The sequence below is a fragment of the Lederbergia panacisoli genome (assembly GCF_024626525.1).
GTDB classification, from domain to species: domain Bacteria; phylum Bacillota; class Bacilli; order Bacillales; family Bacillaceae_C; genus Lederbergia; species Lederbergia panacisoli.
Window position 1 is genome coordinate 1 of sequence record NZ_JANJGU010000014.1, and the last position, 21,397, is coordinate 21,397.

The 21,397-nt window shown below is 37.6% G+C and carries 18 protein-coding genes; 6 read left to right on the top strand and 12 right to left on the bottom strand.

Going from position 1 to position 21,397, the window contains the following annotated elements:
- Nucleotides 1-686: 686 nt before the first annotated feature.
- The gene (locus NQ185_RS15750; protein WP_257582950.1) at nt 687-2,405 is read left to right on the top strand and encodes an ABC transporter ATP-binding protein; all 1,719 of its coding nucleotides are present in this window, start codon (nt 687-689) and stop codon (nt 2,403-2,405) included.
- Nucleotides 2,402-4,249, top strand: a complete 1,848-nt coding sequence (locus NQ185_RS15755; protein WP_373370821.1) for an ABC transporter ATP-binding protein — start codon at nt 2,402-2,404, stop codon at nt 4,247-4,249. Before NQ185_RS15750 ends, NQ185_RS15755 begins: the two co-directional genes overlap by 4 nt.
- A gap of 48 nt (nt 4,250-4,297) precedes the next feature.
- On the opposite strand, the gene opp4C is transcribed toward NQ185_RS15755, so the two are convergent.
- From opp4C to NQ185_RS15785, 6 genes are all read right to left on the bottom strand, one after another.
- Nucleotides 4,298-5,197 (bottom strand): oligopeptide ABC transporter permease, encoded by a 900-nt coding sequence (gene opp4C, locus NQ185_RS15760; RefSeq protein WP_257582951.1) that lies wholly within the window; start codon nt 5,195-5,197, stop codon nt 4,298-4,300.
- Between the two features lie 13 nt (nt 5,198-5,210).
- Nucleotides 5,211-6,161 carry an ABC transporter permease gene (locus NQ185_RS15765; protein WP_257582952.1) on the bottom strand — a complete coding sequence of 317 codons (951 nt, stop codon included), beginning with the start codon at nt 6,159-6,161 and terminating at the stop codon, nt 5,211-5,213.
- 140 nt (nt 6,162-6,301) lie between these two features.
- Nucleotides 6,302-7,987, bottom strand: coding sequence for a peptide-binding protein (locus tag NQ185_RS15770; RefSeq protein WP_257582954.1), 1,686 nt, complete (start codon nt 7,985-7,987; stop codon nt 6,302-6,304).
- A gap of 91 nt (nt 7,988-8,078) precedes the next feature.
- Entirely contained in the window at nt 8,079-9,107 is a 1,029-nt protein-coding gene (locus tag NQ185_RS15775) for an ABC transporter ATP-binding protein (RefSeq protein WP_257582955.1), read from the bottom strand.
- Complete coding sequence (locus tag NQ185_RS15780; RefSeq protein WP_257582957.1) at nt 9,104-10,087, bottom strand: ABC transporter ATP-binding protein; 984 nt, start codon at nt 10,085-10,087, stop codon at nt 9,104-9,106. Before NQ185_RS15780 ends, NQ185_RS15775 begins: the two co-directional genes overlap by 4 nt.
- 451 nt (nt 10,088-10,538) lie before the next feature.
- Nucleotides 10,539-10,685 carry a lmo0937 family membrane protein gene (locus NQ185_RS15785; protein ID WP_257582959.1) on the bottom strand — a complete coding sequence of 49 codons (147 nt, stop codon included), beginning with the start codon at nt 10,683-10,685 and terminating at the stop codon, nt 10,539-10,541.
- A 167-nt stretch (nt 10,686-10,852) separates the two neighbouring features.
- On the opposite strand from NQ185_RS15785, the gene NQ185_RS15790 reads away from it, so the two are divergent.
- Entirely contained in the window at nt 10,853-11,455 is a 603-nt protein-coding gene (locus NQ185_RS15790) for a spore coat protein (RefSeq protein WP_257582960.1), read from the top strand.
- 186 nt (nt 11,456-11,641) lie between these two features.
- Here NQ185_RS15790 and NQ185_RS15795 read toward each other — a convergent pair whose 3' ends face one another.
- The gene (locus NQ185_RS15795) at nt 11,642-11,959 is read right to left on the bottom strand and encodes a thioredoxin family protein (RefSeq protein ID WP_257582961.1); all 318 of its coding nucleotides are present in this window, start codon (nt 11,957-11,959) and stop codon (nt 11,642-11,644) included.
- A gap of 234 nt (nt 11,960-12,193) precedes the next feature.
- On the opposite strand from NQ185_RS15795, the gene NQ185_RS15800 reads away from it, so the two are divergent.
- A complete protein-coding gene (locus NQ185_RS15800; RefSeq protein ID WP_257582962.1) occupies nt 12,194-13,363 on the top strand; it encodes an FtsW/RodA/SpoVE family cell cycle protein in 1,170 nt (389 codons plus the stop codon).
- Between the two features lie 31 nt (nt 13,364-13,394).
- On the opposite strand, the gene NQ185_RS15805 is transcribed toward NQ185_RS15800, so the two are convergent.
- The 5 genes from NQ185_RS15805 to NQ185_RS15825 all read right to left on the bottom strand — a co-directional run bounded on the left by NQ185_RS15805 (nt 13,395) and on the right by NQ185_RS15825 (nt 17,833).
- The gene (locus NQ185_RS15805; protein WP_257582963.1) at nt 13,395-14,456 is read right to left on the bottom strand and encodes a Ger(x)C family spore germination protein; all 1,062 of its coding nucleotides are present in this window, start codon (nt 14,454-14,456) and stop codon (nt 13,395-13,397) included.
- Nucleotides 14,453-15,535 (bottom strand): GerAB/ArcD/ProY family transporter, encoded by a 1,083-nt coding sequence (locus NQ185_RS15810; RefSeq protein ID WP_257582964.1) that lies wholly within the window; start codon nt 15,533-15,535, stop codon nt 14,453-14,455. Before NQ185_RS15810 ends, NQ185_RS15805 begins: the two co-directional genes overlap by 4 nt.
- Before the next feature lie 20 nt (nt 15,536-15,555).
- Nucleotides 15,556-16,992, bottom strand: a complete 1,437-nt coding sequence (locus tag NQ185_RS15815) for a spore germination protein (RefSeq protein ID WP_257583058.1) — start codon at nt 16,990-16,992, stop codon at nt 15,556-15,558.
- Between the two features lie 184 nt (nt 16,993-17,176).
- Complete coding sequence (locus tag NQ185_RS15820) at nt 17,177-17,512, bottom strand: spore coat protein (RefSeq protein WP_257582965.1); 336 nt, start codon at nt 17,510-17,512, stop codon at nt 17,177-17,179.
- A 15-nt stretch (nt 17,513-17,527) separates the two neighbouring features.
- Nucleotides 17,528-17,833, bottom strand: a complete 306-nt coding sequence (locus tag NQ185_RS15825) for a hypothetical protein (protein WP_373370822.1) — start codon at nt 17,831-17,833, stop codon at nt 17,528-17,530.
- A 179-nt stretch (nt 17,834-18,012) separates the two neighbouring features.
- On the opposite strand from NQ185_RS15825, the gene NQ185_RS15830 reads away from it, so the two are divergent.
- Nucleotides 18,013-18,870, top strand: coding sequence for a proline dehydrogenase family protein (locus NQ185_RS15830; RefSeq protein WP_257583060.1), 858 nt, complete (start codon nt 18,013-18,015; stop codon nt 18,868-18,870).
- A gap of 99 nt (nt 18,871-18,969) precedes the next feature.
- Nucleotides 18,970-21,393 carry a 3-hydroxyacyl-CoA dehydrogenase/enoyl-CoA hydratase family protein gene (locus NQ185_RS15835; protein WP_373370823.1) on the top strand — a complete coding sequence of 808 codons (2,424 nt, stop codon included), beginning with the start codon at nt 18,970-18,972 and terminating at the stop codon, nt 21,391-21,393.
- Nucleotides 21,394-21,397: the final 4 nt, after the last annotated feature.

Genomic DNA, 21,397 nt, shown 5'->3' on the forward strand with positions numbered 1-21,397 from the left:
ATTAGCGTTGCGATTAGGCTCGAATCACACCGGAACACGGTCCAATCCTGAATTATCGTTGCGATTAGGCTCGAATCACACCGGACCATGGTTCAATCCTGAATTAGCGTTGCGATTGAGTTCGAATCGCCCCGGACCGTGTTCCAATCCCGAATTAGTGTTGAGATTGAGTTCGAATCGCCCCGGACCGCGGTCCAATCCTCGAATTATCGTTGCGATTGAGTCCGAATTCCCCCGGTCCGTGTCCCAATCCCGAATTAGCGTTGCGATTGAGTTCGAATCGCCCCGGACCGCGGTCCAATCCCGAATTAGCGTTGCGATTGAGTTCGAATCGCCCCGGACCGCGGTCCAATCCCGAATTAGCGTTGCGATTGAGTTCGAATCGCCCCGGTCCGTGTCCCAATCCCGAATTAGCGTTGCGATTGAGTTCGAATCACCACGGACCGCGGTCCAATCCCGAATTAGTGTTGCGATTGAATTCGAATCACCCCGGTCCGCGGTCCAATCCCGAATTAGCGTTGCGATTGAGTTCGAATCACCAACTCTCGTGTTCCAATCCCAAATCCGTCTCGATTCAGCCCGAATCCCGTAGGAGCGATCATCTATTAAATATTTATATTGACTCAATGAATGATTATCAATACGATAGAATTATCAGTTTTTTAATAAGGAAGTGATTCGTTAACATGCTAAAAGCTTTAAAGCCGTATACGTGGCAAATAAGCATGGTTGTCATCTTAACACTGGCAGGAATTTTACTGGAACTATTATTACCAACGTTAATGGCGAATGTAGTTGATATTGGAATTGTAAACGGTGACATTCCATACATAGTAAAAACAGGTGTTTATATGATTCTTTGTGCCTTGGCCGCTGTGTTTCTTACAGTAGGAGTGTCTTACTATGCTTCAAGAGTGGCGCTTGGATTTGGAAGAGATGTGAGAAGAAATTTATTTGTACATGTAGAAAACTTTTCACTACAAGCATTTGAAAAGATTGGAACGGCTTCGTTAATTACGAGGACGACAAATGATATTAAGCAAGTGCAAGATGTTCTCAATATGATTTTACGAATGATGACGCGCGCACCGTTAATGTTGGTTGGAGGGATTATTCTAGCGGTTTCGAGAGATGCAGGTTTATCGCTTGTTTTTTTAGCTGCCTTGCCCATTCTAGCCTTGCTCATTTTTGTGATTTCAAGGAGAGCAATCCCGCTATTTGTTTCAATGCAAAAGAAGACCGATCGACTCAATCTAATCGTTCGTGAAAATTTAACCGGAATTCGTGTTATACGCGCTTTCAATAAAGTAAGCTTTGAAAAAAAGCGGTTTAATACGGCAAATGAAGACTTCCGTGACACTGGAATTAAAGTGAATAAATTGATGGCCCTTATCTTTCCAGTCATGATGATTGTTATGAATTTTACGAGCGTTGCCATTGTTTGGTTTGGAGCGATTCGCATCGATAATGGCTTGCTTCAAGTCGGTAATTTAATGGCATTTTTACAATACGCTTTGTTAATATTAATATCCTTGATTATGCTATCGATGGGCTTCATTATGATTCCTCGTGCTCAAGCTTCTGTGAAAAGAATCAATGAAGTGTTGAAGATGGAGGCGGAAATAGTAGATCCAGAGAACCCGAAGGAAATACCAACTAAAAAAGGGTATGTTGAATTCCAAAATGTAACTTTTCGTTATGAAGGTGCTGAAAAACCAGTGCTTGAAAATATATCATTTAAGGCACAGCCAGGGGAAACAACGGCGATTATTGGGAGCACTGGATCGGGAAAATCAACTCTCATTAAATTGATTGCTCGTTTTTACGATGTCGAGAACGGTGCTGTACTGATTGATGGGATTGATGTAAAAGAAATGACGCAGCAAGCGCTTCGAAACAAAATTGGTTACGTTCCCCAGAAAGCTTCTTTATTTAGTGGAAGTATAAAGGAAAATCTTCAATATGGAAAAGAAGATGCGAGTGAAGTTGAGATGAGAGATGCCCTTGAAACTGCTCAAGCCATTGATTTTGTTATGGAAAAAGAAGATGGCATCCATGCTAAAATAGAGCAGGCTGGAGCAAATCTTTCAGGGGGACAGAAACAGCGTCTTTCTATTGCCCGAGCGCTGATTAGAAAGCCGGAAATCTATTTATTTGATGATAGTTTTTCAGCTTTGGATTATAAGACGGATGCGAAATTAAGAGCTGCATTAAATAAAGTAACACATAATGCGACGATTATATTAGTAGCACAGCGTGTCAGTACCGTTATCAATGCTGATCAGATCATCGTATTGAATGAAGGTAAGGTAGCAGGAATTGGTACACACCGTGAATTGCTGGCGGAAAATAAAATCTACCAGGAAATTGTATCCTCACAACGTACAGAGGAGGAGGGCGCATGAGTAAACATAATCAAAAAAGTACAGGCTCCTCTAGAAGACATCCTGGGGGCGGCCCTCCGCATATGATGCATGGAGAAAAGCCTAAGGAGTTCAAAAAAACTCTCAGGCGGCTGGCTGGATATTTAAAGCCTCGTAAATATCAATTAATATTTGTGTCCATCGCAGCTATTTTTTCTACGTTATTTAATGTCATTAGTCCAAAGTTACTCGGAGATGCTACGACGTCTATTTTTGGGAGCATAACAAAAGGAACTGGAATCGACTTTACATTTTTAAGTAAGTTAATTTTCATATTAATTGGCCTATACATTTTGTCTGCTCTTTTTGCCTATTTACAGCAATATATTATGGCTGGGGTCTCACAAAAGACGACCGCAGAACTTAGACAAGCCGTGAATGAAAAATTAACGAAGCTTCCTTTACGTTATTATGATCAGCATCCGCATGGGGATGTGCTAAGTCGAGTCATTAATGATATCGATAATATTAATAACTCGATTCAACAAGCATTATCACAATTGATTACATCCGCTATAGCAATAATAGGAACCATTATTATGATGCTAGTGATTAGTCCATTATTAACATTGGTAGCACTTGTCACACTTCCGTTAAGTGCAGTCGTTATTCGTTTTATTGCTTCATTTTCCCAAAAACATTTCGTAAACCAACAAACAGAGCTTGGAAATGTGAATGGTCATATCGAGGAAATGTTTTCCGGTCATCAAGTTGTAAAAGCATTTGGGCAAGAGAAAGCATCGATAGAAAAGTTCGATGAAATGAACGATCGATTTTATGAATCAGGATGGAAAGCACAGTTCATTAGTGGTATCATGATGCCGCTCATGACGTTTGTTGGAAATCTTGGCTATGTTTTTGTCAGCATCGCTGGTGGAATTCTTGTTTTAAAAAGAGCCATTTTTTTAGGGGATGTCCAAGCATTCATTCAATATACACAGCAGTTGTCTCAACCTATGGCTCAAGCAGCCGGGATTGCTAATATGATTCAAACTGCCCTTGCATCAGCGGAAAGGGTTTTCGCATTATTGGATGAAGAAGAGGAAAGAGTGGAAGAGCACACAACGGTTAATTTAGACTCGCTTGAAGGAAGGATTTCTTTCGATCATGTTCGATTTGGATATGAGCCAGAAAAGCCAGTCATTAAGGATTTGTCCTTAGAAGTGCAATCTGGGCAAACGATCGCGATTGTTGGTCCGACAGGTGCTGGGAAAACAACGATAATAAATTTATTGATGAAGTTTTACGAGATTGATAAAGGGAATATTATGATCGATAAAATCAGTCTACGTGAGTTGTCACGAGAACAGGTTAGGTCGATGTTTGCTATGGTTCTACAGGATACGTGGCTTTTCAATGGATCGATTCGGGATAATATTGCTTACGGCAGCTATGGTGCAACTGAAAAAGAAATCATCCATGCTGCAAAAAGTGCCTATGCTGATGATTTCATACGAACATTACCAGAAGGGTATGATACCGTTTTAACAGAGGATGCCTCCAATATATCGCAAGGACAGCGACAATTAATCACGATAGCTAGAGCAATCCTAGCCAATCCCAAAATTCTAATTTTGGATGAAGCAACAAGTAGTGTTGATACGAGGACTGAAATGAATATACAACTTGCCATGAATAAGCTTATGGTAGGACGTACGAGTTTTGTCATTGCACATAGACTTTCAACAATTCGAGATGCAGATATTATTTTAGTCATGAACGAAGGGGATATCATCGAAAAAGGCTCACATGAAGAGTTGATAAGTAAAAACGGATTTTACGCTGATTTATATAGAAGCCAGTTTTCTGAAGAGAGTGCTGGTTAGAAATTTTATAAAAACAAAAAGCCAGGAAAAATTCCTGGCTTTTCATAATCAGTCACCTTTCGGATCTAGCGCATCTCGTAATCCGTCACCAACGAAGTTAAAGCATAGAACTGTAATCAAAATGAGTACTCCCGGGAAAGTAGGGTACCAAGGTGCTTTTATTAATACAGTAATACTCTGTGCATCTTGAAGCATGTTTCCCCAACTTGGAGTAGGAGGTTGAATCCCTAATCCCAGATAGCTCAATGCCGCTTCCGAAAGAATAACTCCACCAACCAATAAAGTAGCTGCTACAATAATTGGTCCCATTGCATTCGGTAAGATATGGCTAAAGATAATTTTTGTTGCTCTTGTTCCGATTGTTCTAGATGCGAGGACAAATTCACGTGTCCTTAATGATAAGAATTCCCCGCGAACTAATCGGGCTGTGCTTGTCCAAGATGTTAGAGCAAAGATGTAAATCAACTTATCCCAACCTGGTTGAAAAATCGTGACGATCGTAATTAGCAAAAATAAACTTGGAATCGAGATAACGATATCTACAAATCTCATAAGAATGGCATCCAATATACCGCCATAATAGCCGGCAAGGGCGCCAATGGTTGTTCCAATAATAAGGGCACCAGCAACAGAACCAAAGGCAACCAATAAGGAGATTCGACCTCCGAAAAGGAGACGAGAGAAAATATCGCGTCCAAAACGGTCTGTTCCAAGCCAATATTCTTTACTTGGGGGTTTTAGCTTATCTCCCATTTTAACTAATTCATGATTATGAGGAGCGATTAAGGGAGCAAAAATGGCCATAAGAATAATTATGAATAAAATAACCGCACCAATGACTGCCAATTTATTTTTAAAAAATTTACGGAAGAATATTCTTGTTAATGTGTCAGGCTTTTGTGGTACGGGATTTAATTCGATTTCATCTATAGTAGAATTTGTTGACATATTAAATCCCTCCCTAATACTCAATTCGCGGATCAAATATTGCGTATAGAATATCCGCTATTAAATTTCCGATTACAACAAATACTGCTGAAATAACTGTAAGAGCCATTATGACTGGATAATCACGGGTAAATGCTGATTCGATAAATAAACGACCAAGACCCGGCCAGCTAAATACGGTTTCTGTAATGGCGGCACCACTAATGAAAGATGGAATCATAAGACCAAAAATAGTAATAATCGGAATTAGCCCATTTCTTAGACCGTGTTTTAAAACTACTTTACTTTCTTTAAACCCTTTTGACTTTGCTGTTCGAATATAATCCTGTTGAAGGACATCAAGCATACTTGAACGGGTATAACGTGTTAATGCAGCCATATCGGCAGCAGCCAATACAAATGCCGGCATAATCAAATGGTGAATTCTATCCCATATACTGAATGGGGCATTTAGAGTCGCAACTCCACCAGTTGGAAACCATTTAAGCTGAACCCCGAAAAAGAGGATCAACATTAAGCCGAGCCAAAAGCTTGGGGTAGCAACACCAAGAAACGAACCGACGGTTACGGTATAATCTCGTATCGTGTATGGCCTCATAGAAGAAAATATGCCTAAAGGTACTGCGACGAGGATTGCGAGTATAGTGGATACACCCATGAGTAATAAAGTATTTGGTAAACGAGCCATTACCATTTCACTTACAGGAACACCGCGTTCAATAATGGAAGTGCCAAAATCGCCTTTAGCCATTTTACCAAGCCATACTACATATTGTTTAGGAACAGGATCGTCTAAGCCGTATTTTTCCCTAAACTTTGCTTGGTCTGCAGGTTTTAACGTTGGATCCATCATTAATGTTGTCGGGTCCCCAGGTGCTAATTGAATAATGGCAAATGATAAGATCGATATACCGAGCAATAACGGAATGGCCATCAGCGTTCGACGAATAATATAGGAAATCATTGCCTATTCTCCTTCCAATTGAATCATCTATCTTATATATACTGCTTACAAGCTGTATATTAGTTTTCAATTTTATATTAAACATAAGGAAAAAGGGGAAGCGGACAATCCATTTCCCCTTTATTTTAAATACTTACAATTTATTTAGCTGGCTTTAACCACCATTTGTGTGGGTGATAAATATAGTTTTTAGCATGGAACTCATAACCTTGAAGCTCAGCTGGCATAGCACGGTATTCTTCTGGGTAGTAAAGGAAGCTATATGGTTGATCTTCTGCAATTCCAGCTTGGACTTTACCAATTTGTTCTTTACGCAAATCTTTATCTCTTTGTTGTAGTTGCTCATCCATTAATTTATCTAATTCTGGATTAGAGTAACCAGCAAAGTTTAAACCTTCAGCAATTTCTTTCGTATGGAAAATACCACTTGGGTCTGGATCTGTTGCAAGGCTCCAGCCTAGAACGATTGCATCAAAGTTCCATACACCAGGATCAATATCAGCAATTAAAGAGCTGAATTCAACGATCATTGGTTTAACTTCAATACCAACTTCTTTCAATTGTGCTTGAAGAAGAACTGTGATATCTTCACGTACTTTATTACCTTGGTTAGTTTTTACTTCAAATGAGAATTTTTTTCCATCTTTTTCAAGAATGCCATCAGAACCTGGTGTCCAACCTGCATCAGCAAGCATTTGCTTCGCTTTTTCAGGATCATATTCAAATTTAGGAACATCAGGATTGTAAGCCCAGCTTAATGGACTTTCAGGAACGTCGGCAACTTCACCTTTACCGTCCATGATTTCATTTACGATTTGGTCACGATCAATTGCATGTGTAATGGCTTGACGAACTTCTTTATCCTTAAATAGGTCATTACGTAGGTTATAACCTAAGAAAGTATAAGAAAGAGCTAGACCATGTTCAAGTTTGATTCCAATGGAATCTGCAAAACTTTCAACTGTTTCTACATCAGATTGTGGAACTCCAGCCCAGAAATCAATGTCTCTGTTTTGAAGTTGAGTTAACATAGCGTTAGCATCTGGAACAATTTTCATTGTAATAGAATCCAAATGTGGACGACCTTGATAGAAGCCATCAAATGCTTCTACTTTTACATATTCGCCTGGTTTGTTTTCAACAAATTTAAATGGACCAGAACCGATTGGAGTCTTTGTATTGAATTCATTTGTTCCTAGGTCAGCGATTGGAACATCTTTAAGGATATGCTCAGGAAGAATTCCGAAGCTTAGTCCAACTGATGGGAACTGTACATCAACTTTTTTAAGAGTAAATTTAACAGTTAAATCATCAACTTTTTCAACTTTTTCTAAAGCTTCAAAGTAAGATTTACGAGGACCATCATAGTCATCACTCAATGGAATATTGTATGTGAAAACTACGTCATCAGCAGTTAAAGGCTCATCGTCGTGGAATTTAATTCCATCGCGAAGTTTGACTGTGTAAGTAAGTCCATCTTCAGATTCCTCAACACTTTCAGCCATTGCATCATCTGTAGTAGGATTGAATTCTAAGTCTGAGCCGATTAGGCTGTCATAAATTAAACCTTCAACGTCAGAGCTTACGCTGTCGTTTGAATATAATGGGTTAAATAAAGTAGGTTTACCACTTGACCCGATAATTAAATCTCCGCCATCAACTGGTTCATCGCTTTCTGCTGGTTCTTCAGTTTTTGGACTTTCATTATTACCTGTGTCATTTCCCTTGTTATTGTCTTCAGGAGCAGCGTTATTGCCACCACAAGCAGCCAAGAACATGGAAAGTACAAGCATCATGCTTATTAAAAGCCATGCAGGTTTTTTCATTGTTTTCCCCCCATAAAATTAGTATTTCATAATCAATCACTACTACTTAGAAAAGTTAGATGCATCTCCCCCTTTCAAGTGTTCAATTTCATTACTTATCTTGAAACAAATGACAAGCAACAAAATGTTCAGGTTTTACTTCTTGAAATTGTGGGACTACTTTACGGCAAATATCCATAGCCATTGGGCAACGTGTATGGAATACACATCCAGTAGGTGGATTTGCCGGACTAGGTAGCTCTCCCTTTAATACAATTCTTTCTCGTGCTTGAACACCTTTTTTTCTAGGGACAGGCACAGCTGAAAGAAGTGCTTGCGTATAAGGATGCAGAGGTTCTCCATAAAGATCAGCTTTAGGAGCCATTTCCATCATTTTCCCAAGATACATAACGCCGACACGGTCACTAATATGACGAACGACACTCAAGTCGTGGGAAATGAATATATAAGTAAGACCAAAATCGTCTTGTAAATCTTTCATCAAGTTGATGATTTGCGCCTGGATTGATACATCCAACGCAGATACTGCTTCATCGGCGATAATTAGATCTGGATTTAATGCCAATGCACGAGCGATTCCAATTCTCTGACGTTGACCACCTGAGAATTCATGCGGATACCGGTTGATGAAAGATGGATTAAAACCAACACGATCCAGTAATTCTGCTATTTTTTCGTCACGCTCTTTACGATTGTACAATTTATGAGTAATCATTGGTTCGCTTAAAATTGATTTCAATGTTTTCCGCGGATTCATCGAGGCGTAAGGGTCTTGGAAAATCATTTGAATATTTTTACGGACAGAGCGGCGTAATTCCTTCTCAGACATTTTGGAAATATCTTGGTTGTTAAAAATGATATTCCCTTCAGTAGGATCATACAAGCGGATAAGTGTTCTACCAGCGGTTGACTTTCCGCAGCCTGACTCACCAACGATGCCAAGAGTTTCTCCTTTTTTCACATGAAGAGATATTCCATCTACCGCTTTAACATGGCCGACGGTTCTTTGGAGAATACCGGCCTTTATAGGAAAGTGTTTTTTTAAATTATTTACCTCTAATAAATATTCTGACTTTTTGTCATTAGAGAGGCTTTTTTTGTTAGGAACATTTGCTGTCATACTGTAGCCTCCTCCTTATCGTATAAAAAGCAGCGTACTAATCGTTTTCCATCTATAGACATTAAGCTTGGTACTTCTTGGAGGCAACGATCAAAAGCATGTGGACACCGTGGTGCGAAACGGCAGCCCTTCGGGAAATTATCCGGAGAAGGCACATTGCCTTGAATAGGTACTAGACGGTCCGTATCCGCTTCAAGTGAAGGAATGGATTCCATCAATCCTACTGTATAAGGGTGTAGAGGCTCATCAAAAAGATCTTCTACATTTGCTTCTTCTACCACTTGGCCACAATACATAACTAGCACTTTATCTGCGATATCTGAAACTACACCTAAATCATGGGTGATGATTAAGATAGAAGTATTAGTTTTTTCACTTAGCTCTTTCATCAAGTCCAATATTTGTGCTTGAATCGTTACGTCAAGGGCGGTAGTAGGCTCGTCCGCAATTAGTAATTTCGGATCACAGCTCATCGCAATTGCAATCATGACACGCTGTCTCATACCACCAGATAAACGGTGTGGATAATCATGAATGATTTCTTCGGCACGAGAAAATCCTACCATTTTTAATAAATCAATCGCTTTTCTCGTAGCTTCTTTTTTAGACATTTTCTTATGATATATAAGAACTTCGGTAATTTGTTCACCAATTGTCAAAACGGGGTTTAACGATGTCATAGGCTCCTGGAAGATCATGGATATATCGTTTCCGCGAACTTGGCACATTTCATTTTCAGTCAATTTTGCCAAATCAGTTCCATTAAATAAAATTTCTCCATCAACAATTTTTCCAGGAGGACTAGGGATTAATTTCATAATGGAAAGAGATGTAATACTTTTCCCTGATCCAGATTCACCGACAAGAGCAACAGTTTCACCTTTATCAATTTTTATATCTACACCGTCGACAGCCGGTATAACCTTTTTTCTATTGAAAAAATGTGTCTTTAAATTTTTGACTTCTAGTAAAGTAGTCAATTAAAAGTCACCTTCCTTGTTCTAAGACTATTTAACTATAAAACACGATATTAATAGATTGTATAATATATATATAAATTGCTCAATAAAATAATCGTTTTCATCATAAAAAACTATTATTCCAATATATTAAAGTTTTCAGTAAAATCGTATGGCTCATATGTATATTATTACAGATTAATTACGAATACAATAACTTTTTTAAAATTAATAATGCATTAAGTTTGGTCATTTATTATTTTTTTATAAAACAATTATACATAAAAACATATTTTGTAGAATTCGTATGTTTTATTTATCTCCTAAAGTTAACGCATTATACTACGATAAGACCTTTTGAATTAACTTTTTTGAAGAATATTATCGTAAATAGAAAATTGTATGTAATTACATATTCATGCAATAAATCCATAAATTTCAAAAGCCGTTCCTACGAGTAGGAACGGCTTCGTTATCGAGTCTTTTTGCCTGCAACAAGATTGAAGATGAAGAGTACGAGAGCGGCTATTAGCAAAATGTGGATAAGTGCGCCGCCAATTTTTGCTATAAAACCAAGTAACCAAAGTACCACTAATATTCCAACAATGGTCCAAAGCATAGATCAAAATCCTTTCGTTAACTAAATTTTGAAGCATATTAATAAACTACCCTTTGTATACATTTTTAAAACTTCCAGTGAAGTGAATAAACAGGACGTTCGAAATAGGAGGAAATAGTTGAATAAAAATATTTTATCGTAGGAGAATATAGTTGGAGGTGAAAAACATGCAATTAGCATCGCATGAGCTTCATGATTTAAGTGAGCTGATTGCAAGTTGCTTTAATACTGTAACTTGCATGGGAACATTTATTAACCAAGCCCAAGATCCCGAATTAAAGTCATTGCTTCAAAAGCATTATCCAAAGCATATTGAGGATTATAATTTGAAGGTGGAGTTTGTTCAGAGTTCTCAAATTCCTGATATTTCGAAATTTCAACCAGATGTTTTATCGCCAAAGCTAAATAATTACTTACAACCACCAACAACTATGGCGCAAGCAGCTGCCCCACGAACGAATGCACAAACACACAATGATCGAGAAATTGCAACAGCATACTTACTCAATCAAAAAGCCGCCGCAAAAAATTATGCAGCTGCCGTTCTGGAGTGCGCAAATCCTACATTAAGAACTTTTTTAGAAAATGCCTTTCTTAATAGTAGTCGGCATAGCTATGAAATTTGGGAATATATGATGCAAAAAGGTTACTATCCACTTACACCAGCTACAGGAGAAGCGATCCAAACAATTGGAAGCTTGTATCAACCTGTACAGCAATTTCCATATATGAGTGATTCAACGACTATGCAGCACCAACATTTACAGTAGAATCAAATATATTAGCCAGGTACTTCTTTAGAAGATACCTGGCTTTCGTAATTGGAAACCACGTTGAATTCGGACTGAAAATCGAAAAGATCGGGATTTAAGTCTGAATCAGGGCCGGATTCGTCTTTGAGTCCGAATCAGTGCTAGATTCAGACTGAAAATCAAATAAATAAGGATTTGAGTCTGTTATTTCACACTGACAAGAAACTCGTTTACTTGCTCTGGTGATTTTGCATTAGCACTGTGTAAATGGGCTGTTTTTTCACCATTTTTGAAGATGAGTAGACTTGGTATACCCATGACAGCATTTTTTTCTGCGATTTCAGGAAATTTGTCACGGTCTATCTCATACCAAGTATACTGGCTATTTTCCTCAACAATATCATCGATGAACATATCCATACGTTTACAGTCCGGACACCAATCAGCTTCAAACTTTACGATGACTGGGCTGCTGCCGGAAATAATTTCCTCAAATTGCTCTTTACTTTTAATTTCTTCCATATATACCACCTCCTTATAGTTATCTTATAAGCTTAAGGTAAGCAATTCAATTTTCAAGCATTCCATCAATATTGTGAAAACCACATATTGCTTCTTTTTATATTTAACTTCATTCAGTATAATGGTAAGATGACCAAGGGATATCCTTAGTTGATTTTCGCTCCAATCATCATAATGGTGGAATAATCAACAGTGAACAATATAAAAGCCTATAAAATAAGAGGAGACGAAGTGATGACTTCTCAAAAAAAACCAGTTCCTAAAATAGATTACGGTATTATTTTATCATTAATGTTATTGACGATCGTTAGTTTGATTACTATATATAGTGCCCAAAAAACGCAGCAATATGGTTCGACGAATTTTGTATTGCAACAAGTCATGTGGTATGTCATTAGTACAGTAGCTATAGTTGTCATTATGCAGCTAGACTCTGATCAAATGAAAAAGATAGCATGGTATGCGTACGGATTTTGTTTACTATTATTAATCGGTTTAATCGTGGCTCCCAATACAGAACTGACTCCAATTAGAAATGGTGCGCAAAGTTGGTATGTAATTCCAAAAGCAGGTGCAATTCAGCCATCAGAGTTTATGAAAGTTTTTACAATTGTCGTACTTGCAAAAGTGACTGCAGGGCATAATCTCAAATTTATTAATAAGAATGTTAAAACCGATATTTGGCTTTTATTTAAGCTTGTCGTTATTACAATGATTCCAGCTGCTTTAGTCTTAAAACAACCTGATCTAGGTACAGCACTCGTATTTGGATGTATATTACTAGCGATTATTCTTGTTTCAGGAATAACGTGGAAGTTATTATTTCCACTTTTTTCTTCCATGACGGTTTTGGTTGGAGGCGTTCTTTATATTGCGATATTTCAACACGAGCTGTTAAAAGGGATTTTGGCAGACCATCAATATAAACGAATCTACTCTTGGCTTGACCCTTATTCATATCGATCAGATGAAAGCTTTCAATTGGTTAAATCACTGCTTGCTGTTGGTTCAGGGCAAACAACTGGAAAAGGATACAAGAACGGAGAAGTTTATATGCCGGAAGCCCATTCTGACTTTATTTTTAGTACAGTAGGAGAGGAATTCGGCTTTATTGGCGGAAGTATTGTGATCAGTTTGTTTTTCATGCTGATCTATCAAATTACGAAAACTGGAATTGAAACAAAAAATCCATTTTATTCTTATATTTGTGCTGGTGTAATCGCCATGCTTGCGTTTCACGTATTTGAAAATATTGGGATGACTATTGGCTTGGTGCCTATTACCGGTATCCCACTACCATTTGTCAGCTATGGGGGAAGTGCATTGTTAGGAAATATGATGGCAGTAGGAGTGATTTTATCGATTCGCTATCATTATAAAAAATATATGTTTTCTGATGACTAAGAGGGCTGACCGAGGAGGGCAGCCTTCTTCTCTATTCTAAAGTCCCTGATTCAGAGATTGTAACATTTGAATGAATATGGAAAGTTATTTTTTTATAATCTTCTTTCCAATTTTTTTTATCAAAGCTCCTATTCTGCTGTATAAACTTCCGTTCGATTCCGACTGGATCAATTCCCTTTTCTTGAAAATCCGTTAGTAATTTCTGTATCTTTTTTTCAATGTCTTCTTCCCCATTTTTAGCAATTTTCTTAATGACATCATTTTGCAATTTTTTTCCCGTATATTTTGTGATGATGCCCGTCATATTATATTCAATATCAACTGTCATTTTTTTTACATCAGTTTTGATGGAAGAGCGTGATCTTATGTTGTGAATGGTAACTCCTTTGCCATCTAACTCTACATCTAAACTTCCTTTATTATGTTGATCAACTAATAATTTAAAATAGAACATATCTTCCGTTGGAATTTTATACACTACCTTATCTTTTGAAAAAATCGCAAGCCCGTCTATTAATAGTTTTTCATCTGTTACTTTTTTCAAAATAGGGAGAAAAGAGCCTTTTGCTTCCTGGAAAAAATCAGATGCATACATATGGAGATTTGTATTTGGAATATCCCGGTGCTTAATATTCGTTTCAATCATAGTAGATATAAATTTAGCGTTTCCCTCGGGGCCATACTTTCCCATTAATAATTCATGAGCAGATCCTTCAGAAATTACTAAAAACAATCTTGAACCGACACTCGGATTTCTTTGCAACGTATCGATTATGGGGTAAATACCTCTTTTTGCCGTTTTCATGTCAATGACAACGATATCGATATCTCCGATTAAAACGGGTGATGTTGCTTCCCTAGATAAATGGTCAAGAATACCAGCATCCTTATTCATGGTCATCGTAATATTATTGTCTTCAGCCTGTTTCTGTTCATTATAAATGGTGTATATGCCAGTGACTTTTATTTTATTTCCATCAATATAATCAATCCCACCAGCATTTATTAGCGTTAAATTATCAATGACTTTCGTCTGCACACATCCAGTTAATATGGTTAGAAGCAGAAAAAAAATAATAGCTCTTATCCTCATTTTTTCACCTTCTTAACGATAAGTACAATTATGAAAAAAAGCGGAATATAAATGAAATTAATGATAAATCCCGCTTGGTTGATGAAATTTAGAAATGATTCAATTTGATGCCTCGTTTCTAAAAGCGGGACAATAAACAAGATTACAGCTGAAATCCAGAAAAGCGCACTGCGTTGTGAAGTTTTAATTGTTTTTTTCATGATTCTGCTTGCACACCAAAGAGGAATGCATATATTTGGAAGAATAACCATGAACCAAGTAGCGATTCCGATATATTCAAATCGCCACATAAAAGAAAGCTTTACTATTTTCCAAATCGATAATGTGGCCCAAATAATATGCTGAAGCTGACCTTCACTGTAATATCCAAATGATATGAAGGTGATAAAGATGTATATGATACACGTAAATAATAATCCGAAATGTGCCCATTTTTTGGATTTCTTCGGATTTTGGATAAAGGGATAATAGTAAAGCAAAGTTTCATAGCCTAAATAAGCAATTGATAATTGCAGTGTTGCTTTGAAAATATCTTTAAAGGAATGGTGTAGAATCGGTAAAAAATCACTATAATCCGAATAAGGGACGGCAAAAAGAAATGCAAAAAATAAATAAAACGGAATGACAACGCTAAAAAAAGCCATGCCTGTTACAGTTCGTATGCCACCGTTGACAATATATACCGCCAGAATCAAAAAGCTAAAAGTAAACCAAAACACGCTTAAATCTTGGAAGAGCCAGATCTGCAAAATTTCGATATATGCACGAGTAACCGCGATAGCTATAGAGATGAAATAAATAGCGAAAATAAGATTGAATATCCCCCCCACATATTTCCCAAATATATATGATTGTGTATCATTCATATCCCCTTTTCCTAACTCTGCAATTTTATATATAATAAATAGGATGATATGTGATAATACACACGCAATTAAGACGGCAATCCACGCATCATAACCGGCATTTTTTGATATTTGCCGTTGGTATCCGAGGACACCAATCCCTATCTGCATAGAATGGACAAGGAAAAATACGAGATATGGTGAAATTTGCATTCCCTTTTCGGTGCTGCCCATCATGGCGACCTCCCGATTATTCATTCATCGATATCTTTCATTTTATTTTCCTTTTTTAATTGAAAGCGCACCGGTTTTTGACTATGTAAATAACCCGGACGTAATCGTCCTTTGTAAAAAGGAAACCTAATGAAAGCATCCTTCATATCCGTAAGTCTTGGAGGATAGATGGGCTCTAAGTAAGGCCGCCCCAATGATTTCAATTGAATAAGGTGCGCTAAAATAATACAGACGTTAATGACAATCCCTAAAAATCCCCATAATTGGGCGAAAAACAAAAAAGGGAAGCGGATCAATCGAATTGTTGTGCTTATTTTATATACTGGAGTAGTAAACGATGCTAAAGCAGCGATGGAAACGAGAATTAATAAGACATTACTTGTCAAGCTTGCTTCTACGGAGGCAGTCCCAAGGACGATACCACCAACAATACCGATTGTTTGTCCAACCTTTGTCGGAAGGCGGGCTCCGGCTTCACGGAGGAGTTCTATCGTAATTTCCAGGAACAATGCTTCCAAAAAAGGTGGGAAAGGAACATGTTTTCTAGAACTAATAATAGAAGCCATCAAATCTTTCGGGATGATTTCAGGATGATACGTTAATATAGCAACATACATCGGAGTAGCGAAAATCGATACTATGACTCCAATAATTCTAAGAATCCTGATGAAGGATGCAACTAGCCAATTCATTAAATAATCTTCTGCCGAACTAAAAAAGGACATGACTGATGAAGGGCCCATTATGGCAAATGGTGATCCATCTACAATCACTGCGACTTTCCCCTCAACAAGCGAAGAGATGACTTTCATAGGTCTCTCGCTATTTAATAGTTGGGGAAAGGGAGAATTTTTATTGTCGGCAATCATCTCTTCGATATATGAACTATCCTGAATTTGGTCAAAATTGATGTCCTCTAATCTTTGCCTCATTGTGTTTACATCTTCTTTTTCAGTAAGACCATCGATATAAATAATAGCTACTCGTGTTTTTGTTAAAGTTCCTACAAGTATTTCGTCGATGACAAGCTCCTTGATAGGAAGCCTTTTTCTTACTAAGTTAAGATTTTTTTCAATCGATTCTACAAAGCTTTCTTTTGGTCCACCTACTGTAAATTCAACTTCTGAAGGTGAGACTTCTCGCCCAACTTCAGCTGTTGCCGGCACTAAAGCAACTGTTTTATCATTATTTTTCAGTCGGATCATGACCCATCCAGTAAGTAATTTTTCCTCTATATCCAATGGATCCGATGTAATATTACAATCACGTGAGGGAAGCAAATACTTTAAATCCTCAAGTGTATGAAATTTCCCATACAGTAAATAAGGCATCAAATCTTTTTGCGTAATTTTGTCGTCCACCAAAGTAGCAATATATGCAATAAAAAAGGATGTATTTGTTTGTTCATTGATTGCTTCTGATTGTTTAAAATCTTTGGATTTAGATAACTGTTCCATAATTTCAGGAAGGGATTTTACAGGATTTACAGTATTAGTAGTAAACTCTTTTTGTTTTTTTGAGAACAAGGTTATCTAATCCTCCCAATATAATGGATGTTTTGCTTTATCTGTGCCCTAATTCACATAAAATATTCTAATTGAAAAAAGATGCAAACCGGGATATTGTTTGCATCTTTATCATTTATTGAATATGACCGCTATACGGGAATTGATTTGTATAACCAGTATGCTGCTGATATGATTGTTGAATTTTTTGTGTGTCCTGAACCTCCATCTTATACCAGCCTTTTTGAAACATGAGATTGAAAATATCTCTTTGCATTTGTTGAGTTTCTGTAAAAATAGATAATAAATCATCGTATAAGTGTTGGTGACTCGCTTCGTGAAGGGCAGTGGTGTACGCTTGAGTCATATACTTTTCGGTAGAAAGCATATCGTTCAGAAAATCTCGATCGTTCATCTGTGGTGTTTTAGGAACTTGAGTCGCTGGGTTTTGAATTTTATTTTGATTTTGCATGATGAGCCTCCTAGATCATTGCATAATGGAATTGTTTTGTTGTTTTTCCTCTAAATGTCCGAGAATCTTCATGTAATGCCTTTGATGCATTTGCCCGCAGGCATCTAGTTGGGTTTTTATTTGTTGATCTTGGCACTGAGAGGCAGCGAAATGGGCTTTTTTCATGACGAGTAAATTCCAAGATAACATATCATTAATATAGGAAAAATCTTTTGTCGTAATAACATGTGGCGGCTGCTGCATCATCTGTTGTTGATTTTGTGGCTGCTGCATCATATTTTGCTGATTTTGCATTTGTTTGTTCATCTGCTGGTTTTGCATGATCCGGATCCTCCTTTATCATTTCTATCATTATCATGCCTGACCATTTTCTTTTTATGTACGAAAAAAGATGATAAAATGAAAACGAATACATCAATGATTCTAAGGGGAAATGAATCGTGGAAAAAATATTGCGGACATTTTTTTTATTTTTATCGAAAAATAGAATTCTTACGAAAATGGCAAAAAAATATGGACTTAGGTTCGGTGCCTCAAAGTTCGTAGCGGGGGAAACGATAGAGGAAGCCATCCGTGTCATTAAGGAATTAAATAATAAAGGATTATCCGTAACGATCGATTTCTTAGGAGAATTTGTGGATAGCGAAAAAGAAGCGAATGTAATGGCTGACAACTCTATTCGTGCCATCGAAGCAATTCGAGGTGAAGAACTAAATTCACAATTATCATTGAAGCTTACGTCCATGGGACTTGATATTTCCGAAGATCTTGTTCTTTATAATATGAGAAGGATTATGGATGCTGCTGGGAAAAATAATGTTTTTGTGACAATTGACATGGAGGATTACGCCCGCTGTGAAAAGACATTGCACATTTATAAGGTGTTAAAATCGGAGTACGCAAATATCGGGACCGTTTTACAGGCTTATTTGTATCGTACGGAACAAGATATTAACGACCTAGACAAGTATTCCCCAAATTTAAGACTTGTAAAAGGTGCATATAAGGAATCAGCAGAAGTTGCCTTTCCAGTAAAAGAAGAAGTGGATGAAAACTTCAAAAAAATGATTGCCACCCATATATTAAATGGAAACTTTACGGCTGTAGCTACGCACGATGAGACAATCATTGAATATATGAAACAATTTGTTTTAGAACATAAGATTGACAATGACTTATTTGAATTTCAAATGCTGTATGGAATAAGGTCCGACCGCCAGCTTGAACTTGTGAATGAAGGGTACAATATGAGGGTGTATGTACCGTACGGGACAGATTGGTATGGATATTTTATGCGCAGATTAGCAGAAAGGCCAGCAAATGTTGCTTTTGTGCTAAAAGGATTATTAAAAAAATAGAATTTTTTTAGTTTAAAAGATTGCACATAAAGAATATTTTCGATATATTAATAATAATTATATACTCATTCGAGAGTTATTTTTTTACCGGAAAAATGAATGAGTATTCATTCAAAAAAGTTAGAGGGGGAGTTACTTTTGTCGTTCAGCATTAAAAAAGCCGCTGTTTTAGGCTCAGGAGTCATGGGCTCAGGAATTGCAGCTCACCTTGCAAATGTTGGTATTCCCGTATTATTGCTTGATATCGTTCCTAAAGAATTAACAAAGGAAGAATTGGCTAAAGGACTGTCATTGAAGGACAAGGAAGTTCGGAATCGTATGTCAAACTCAGCGCTTGCAAAACTGTTGAAACAAAAGCCTGCACCTCTTACTCATAAAGATCGCCTATCGTATATCAGCACAGGCAACCTTGAAGATGATGTAGAAAAATTATCAGAAGCCGACTGGATTATTGAAGTAGTGGTCGAGAACCTTGATGTAAAAAAGAAAGTGTTTGAACAAGTGGACAAATATAGAAAGGAAGGCTCGATTGTTAGTTCCAATACATCAGGAATATCTGTTGAGGCGATGGCTGAAGGCCGTTCCAATGATTTTCAGAAACACTTTTTAGGGACGCACTTTTTTAACCCGCCACGCTATTTGAAATTACTTGAAATCATCCCGACTAAAAGAACAGATAATGATGTATTAGCTTTCATGCAGCAATTTAGCGAAGATGTTTTAGGAAAAGGTGTAGTCATCGCGAAGGATACTCCGAATTTCATTGCAAACCGGATCGGGACGTACGGCCTGCTTGTCACGGTTAGGGAGTTGCTAAAAGGCGGATTCAGTATTGGCGAGGTCGATTCGATTACAGGGACATTGATCGGACGCCCGAAAAGTGCCACTTTCCGGACATTGGATGTTGTCGGACTCGACACATTCATTCATGTTGCGAATAATGTTTACGAACAAGTTGAAGGTGACGAAAAACAAGTATTCGAAGTACCAGAATTCATGAATAAGATGCTTGAAAATGATTGGCTAGGAAGTAAATCAGGCCAAGGGTTTTATTTGAAGCAAGGAAAAGACATATTGGAATTAAATCCAGCGACATTTCAGTATGAACCTAGAAAAAGCTTAAAGACACCAGGGATTGAAATGGCAAAACAAGCAAAAGGAACAGCTCAAAAAATGAAAGCGCTTGTATACTCAGAGGATAAAGCAGGAAAACTCCTTTGGGATATTATGGCCCCAGTCCTTGCGATTTCAGCACGGCTTTTAGGTGAAATTGCTGACTCCATTGTATCGATTGATCATGCGATGAAATGGGGGTTTGGCTGGAGATTAGGTCCTTTTGAAACATGGGATGCGATTGGTGTTGAAAAATCAGTTCGGATAATGGAGGAACAGGGGATTCAAGTTCCTATTTGGGTTAAGGAAATGCTGGATGCAGGCCACACTTCATTTTATAAGGACATTGACGGACGCAAGCTTTATTTTTCAAACGGAGAATATAAAGAAATCGTCAAAAATCCGAAAGAAATTGATTTGAAAGTATTAAAAAAGGAAGGGAAAGTACTTAAGAGGAATAGCGGTGCTAATTTAATTGACTTGGGAGACGGTGTTCTTTTACTAGAGTTCCAATCGCCAAATAATGCCATTGGCTTTGATATTATCCAAATGATCAATTTTGCGATTGATGAAGTGGAAAGGAATTATAAAGGTCTTGTCATCGGAAACCAAGGAAAGAACTTTTGCGTCGGTGCGAATATAGCAATGATCCTGATGGCTGCCCAAGACGATGATATTTTTGAAATCGACATGGTCGTACGCCAATTCCAGCAGGCGATGATGAAAATTAAATATAGTAAGAAACCTGTTGTAGCAGCACCTTTTGGAATGACACTCGGTGGCGGTGCGGAAGTTTGTCTGCCTTGTACACATATACAAGCGTCGATGGAAACGTATATAGGACTTGTTGAAACTGGGGTAGGACTTATTCCAGGCGGGGGAGGAAACAAGGAGCTATATTTGAAGCTTCTTAATGAAATGCCAGAGGGAATGGAAATTGATTTACAAAAAGTGGCTAATCGTGTGTTTGAAACGATTGCGATGGCGAAAGTATCTACTTCTGGAGAAGAAGGAAGGGAAAATCATTTTCTGAATGATCAAGACGGCATTAGTGTTAATGGGGATCATCAGCTATATGATGCAAAACAAGCGGTCATTAGTTTACATGATCAAGGATATCTCCCACCTGCGAGGCTGAAAATCCCGGTTACTGGAGAAACAGGCTATGCTGCTCTTCTACTTGGAGCGGAAGCGATGCATCTATCCGGTTATGTATCCGATCACGATATGAAAATTGCTAAAAAACTTGCTTATGTCATCGCGGGAGGAAATCTCCCTTATGGGACGGAAGTGGATGAACAATATTTACTAGATTTGGAGCGCCAAGCATTTTTAAGTTTAATAGCAGAGCCGAAATCACAACAACGTATGCAGCATATGCTTGTTAAAGGAAAACCACTAAGAAACTAGGGGG

Excerpts from the sequence above, each read along its gene's own strand:
- NQ185_RS15750 (WP_257582950.1), top strand. The coding sequence starts at position 687 with ATGCTAAAAGCTTTAAAGCCGTATACGTGGCAAATAAGCATGGTTGTC.
- NQ185_RS15755 (WP_373370821.1), top strand. The coding sequence starts at position 2,402 with ATGAGTAAACATAATCAAAAAAGTACAGGCTCCTCTAGAAGACATCCT.
- opp4C (WP_257582951.1), bottom strand. The coding sequence starts at position 5,197 with ATGTCAACAAATTCTACTATAGATGAAATCGAATTAAATCCCGTACCA.
- NQ185_RS15765 (WP_257582952.1), bottom strand. The coding sequence starts at position 6,161 with ATGATTTCCTATATTATTCGTCGAACGCTGATGGCCATTCCGTTATTG.
- NQ185_RS15770 (WP_257582954.1), bottom strand. The coding sequence starts at position 7,987 with ATGAAAAAACCTGCATGGCTTTTAATAAGCATGATGCTTGTACTTTCC.
- NQ185_RS15775 (WP_257582955.1), bottom strand. The coding sequence starts at position 9,107 with ATGACAGCAAATGTTCCTAACAAAAAAAGCCTCTCTAATGACAAAAAG.
- NQ185_RS15785 (WP_257582959.1), bottom strand. The coding sequence starts at position 10,685 with ATGCTTTGGACCATTGTTGGAATATTAGTGGTACTTTGGTTACTTGGT.
- NQ185_RS15790 (WP_257582960.1), top strand. The coding sequence starts at position 10,853 with ATGCAATTAGCATCGCATGAGCTTCATGATTTAAGTGAGCTGATTGCA.
- NQ185_RS15795 (WP_257582961.1), bottom strand. The coding sequence starts at position 11,959 with ATGGAAGAAATTAAAAGTAAAGAGCAATTTGAGGAAATTATTTCCGGC.
- NQ185_RS15800 (WP_257582962.1), top strand. The coding sequence starts at position 12,194 with ATGACTTCTCAAAAAAAACCAGTTCCTAAAATAGATTACGGTATTATT.
- NQ185_RS15805 (WP_257582963.1), bottom strand. The coding sequence starts at position 14,456 with ATGAGGATAAGAGCTATTATTTTTTTTCTGCTTCTAACCATATTAACT.
- NQ185_RS15810 (WP_257582964.1), bottom strand. The coding sequence starts at position 15,535 with ATGGGCAGCACCGAAAAGGGAATGCAAATTTCACCATATCTCGTATTT.
- NQ185_RS15815 (WP_257583058.1), bottom strand. The coding sequence starts at position 16,992 with ATGGAACAGTTATCTAAATCCAAAGATTTTAAACAATCAGAAGCAATC.
- NQ185_RS15820 (WP_257582965.1), bottom strand. The coding sequence starts at position 17,512 with ATGCAAAATCAAAATAAAATTCAAAACCCAGCGACTCAAGTTCCTAAA.
- NQ185_RS15825 (WP_373370822.1), bottom strand. The coding sequence starts at position 17,833 with ATGCAAAACCAGCAGATGAACAAACAAATGCAAAATCAGCAAAATATG.
- NQ185_RS15830 (WP_257583060.1), top strand. The coding sequence starts at position 18,013 with ATGGCAAAAAAATATGGACTTAGGTTCGGTGCCTCAAAGTTCGTAGCG.
- NQ185_RS15835 (WP_373370823.1), top strand. The coding sequence starts at position 18,970 with ATGAGTATTCATTCAAAAAAGTTAGAGGGGGAGTTACTTTTGTCGTTC.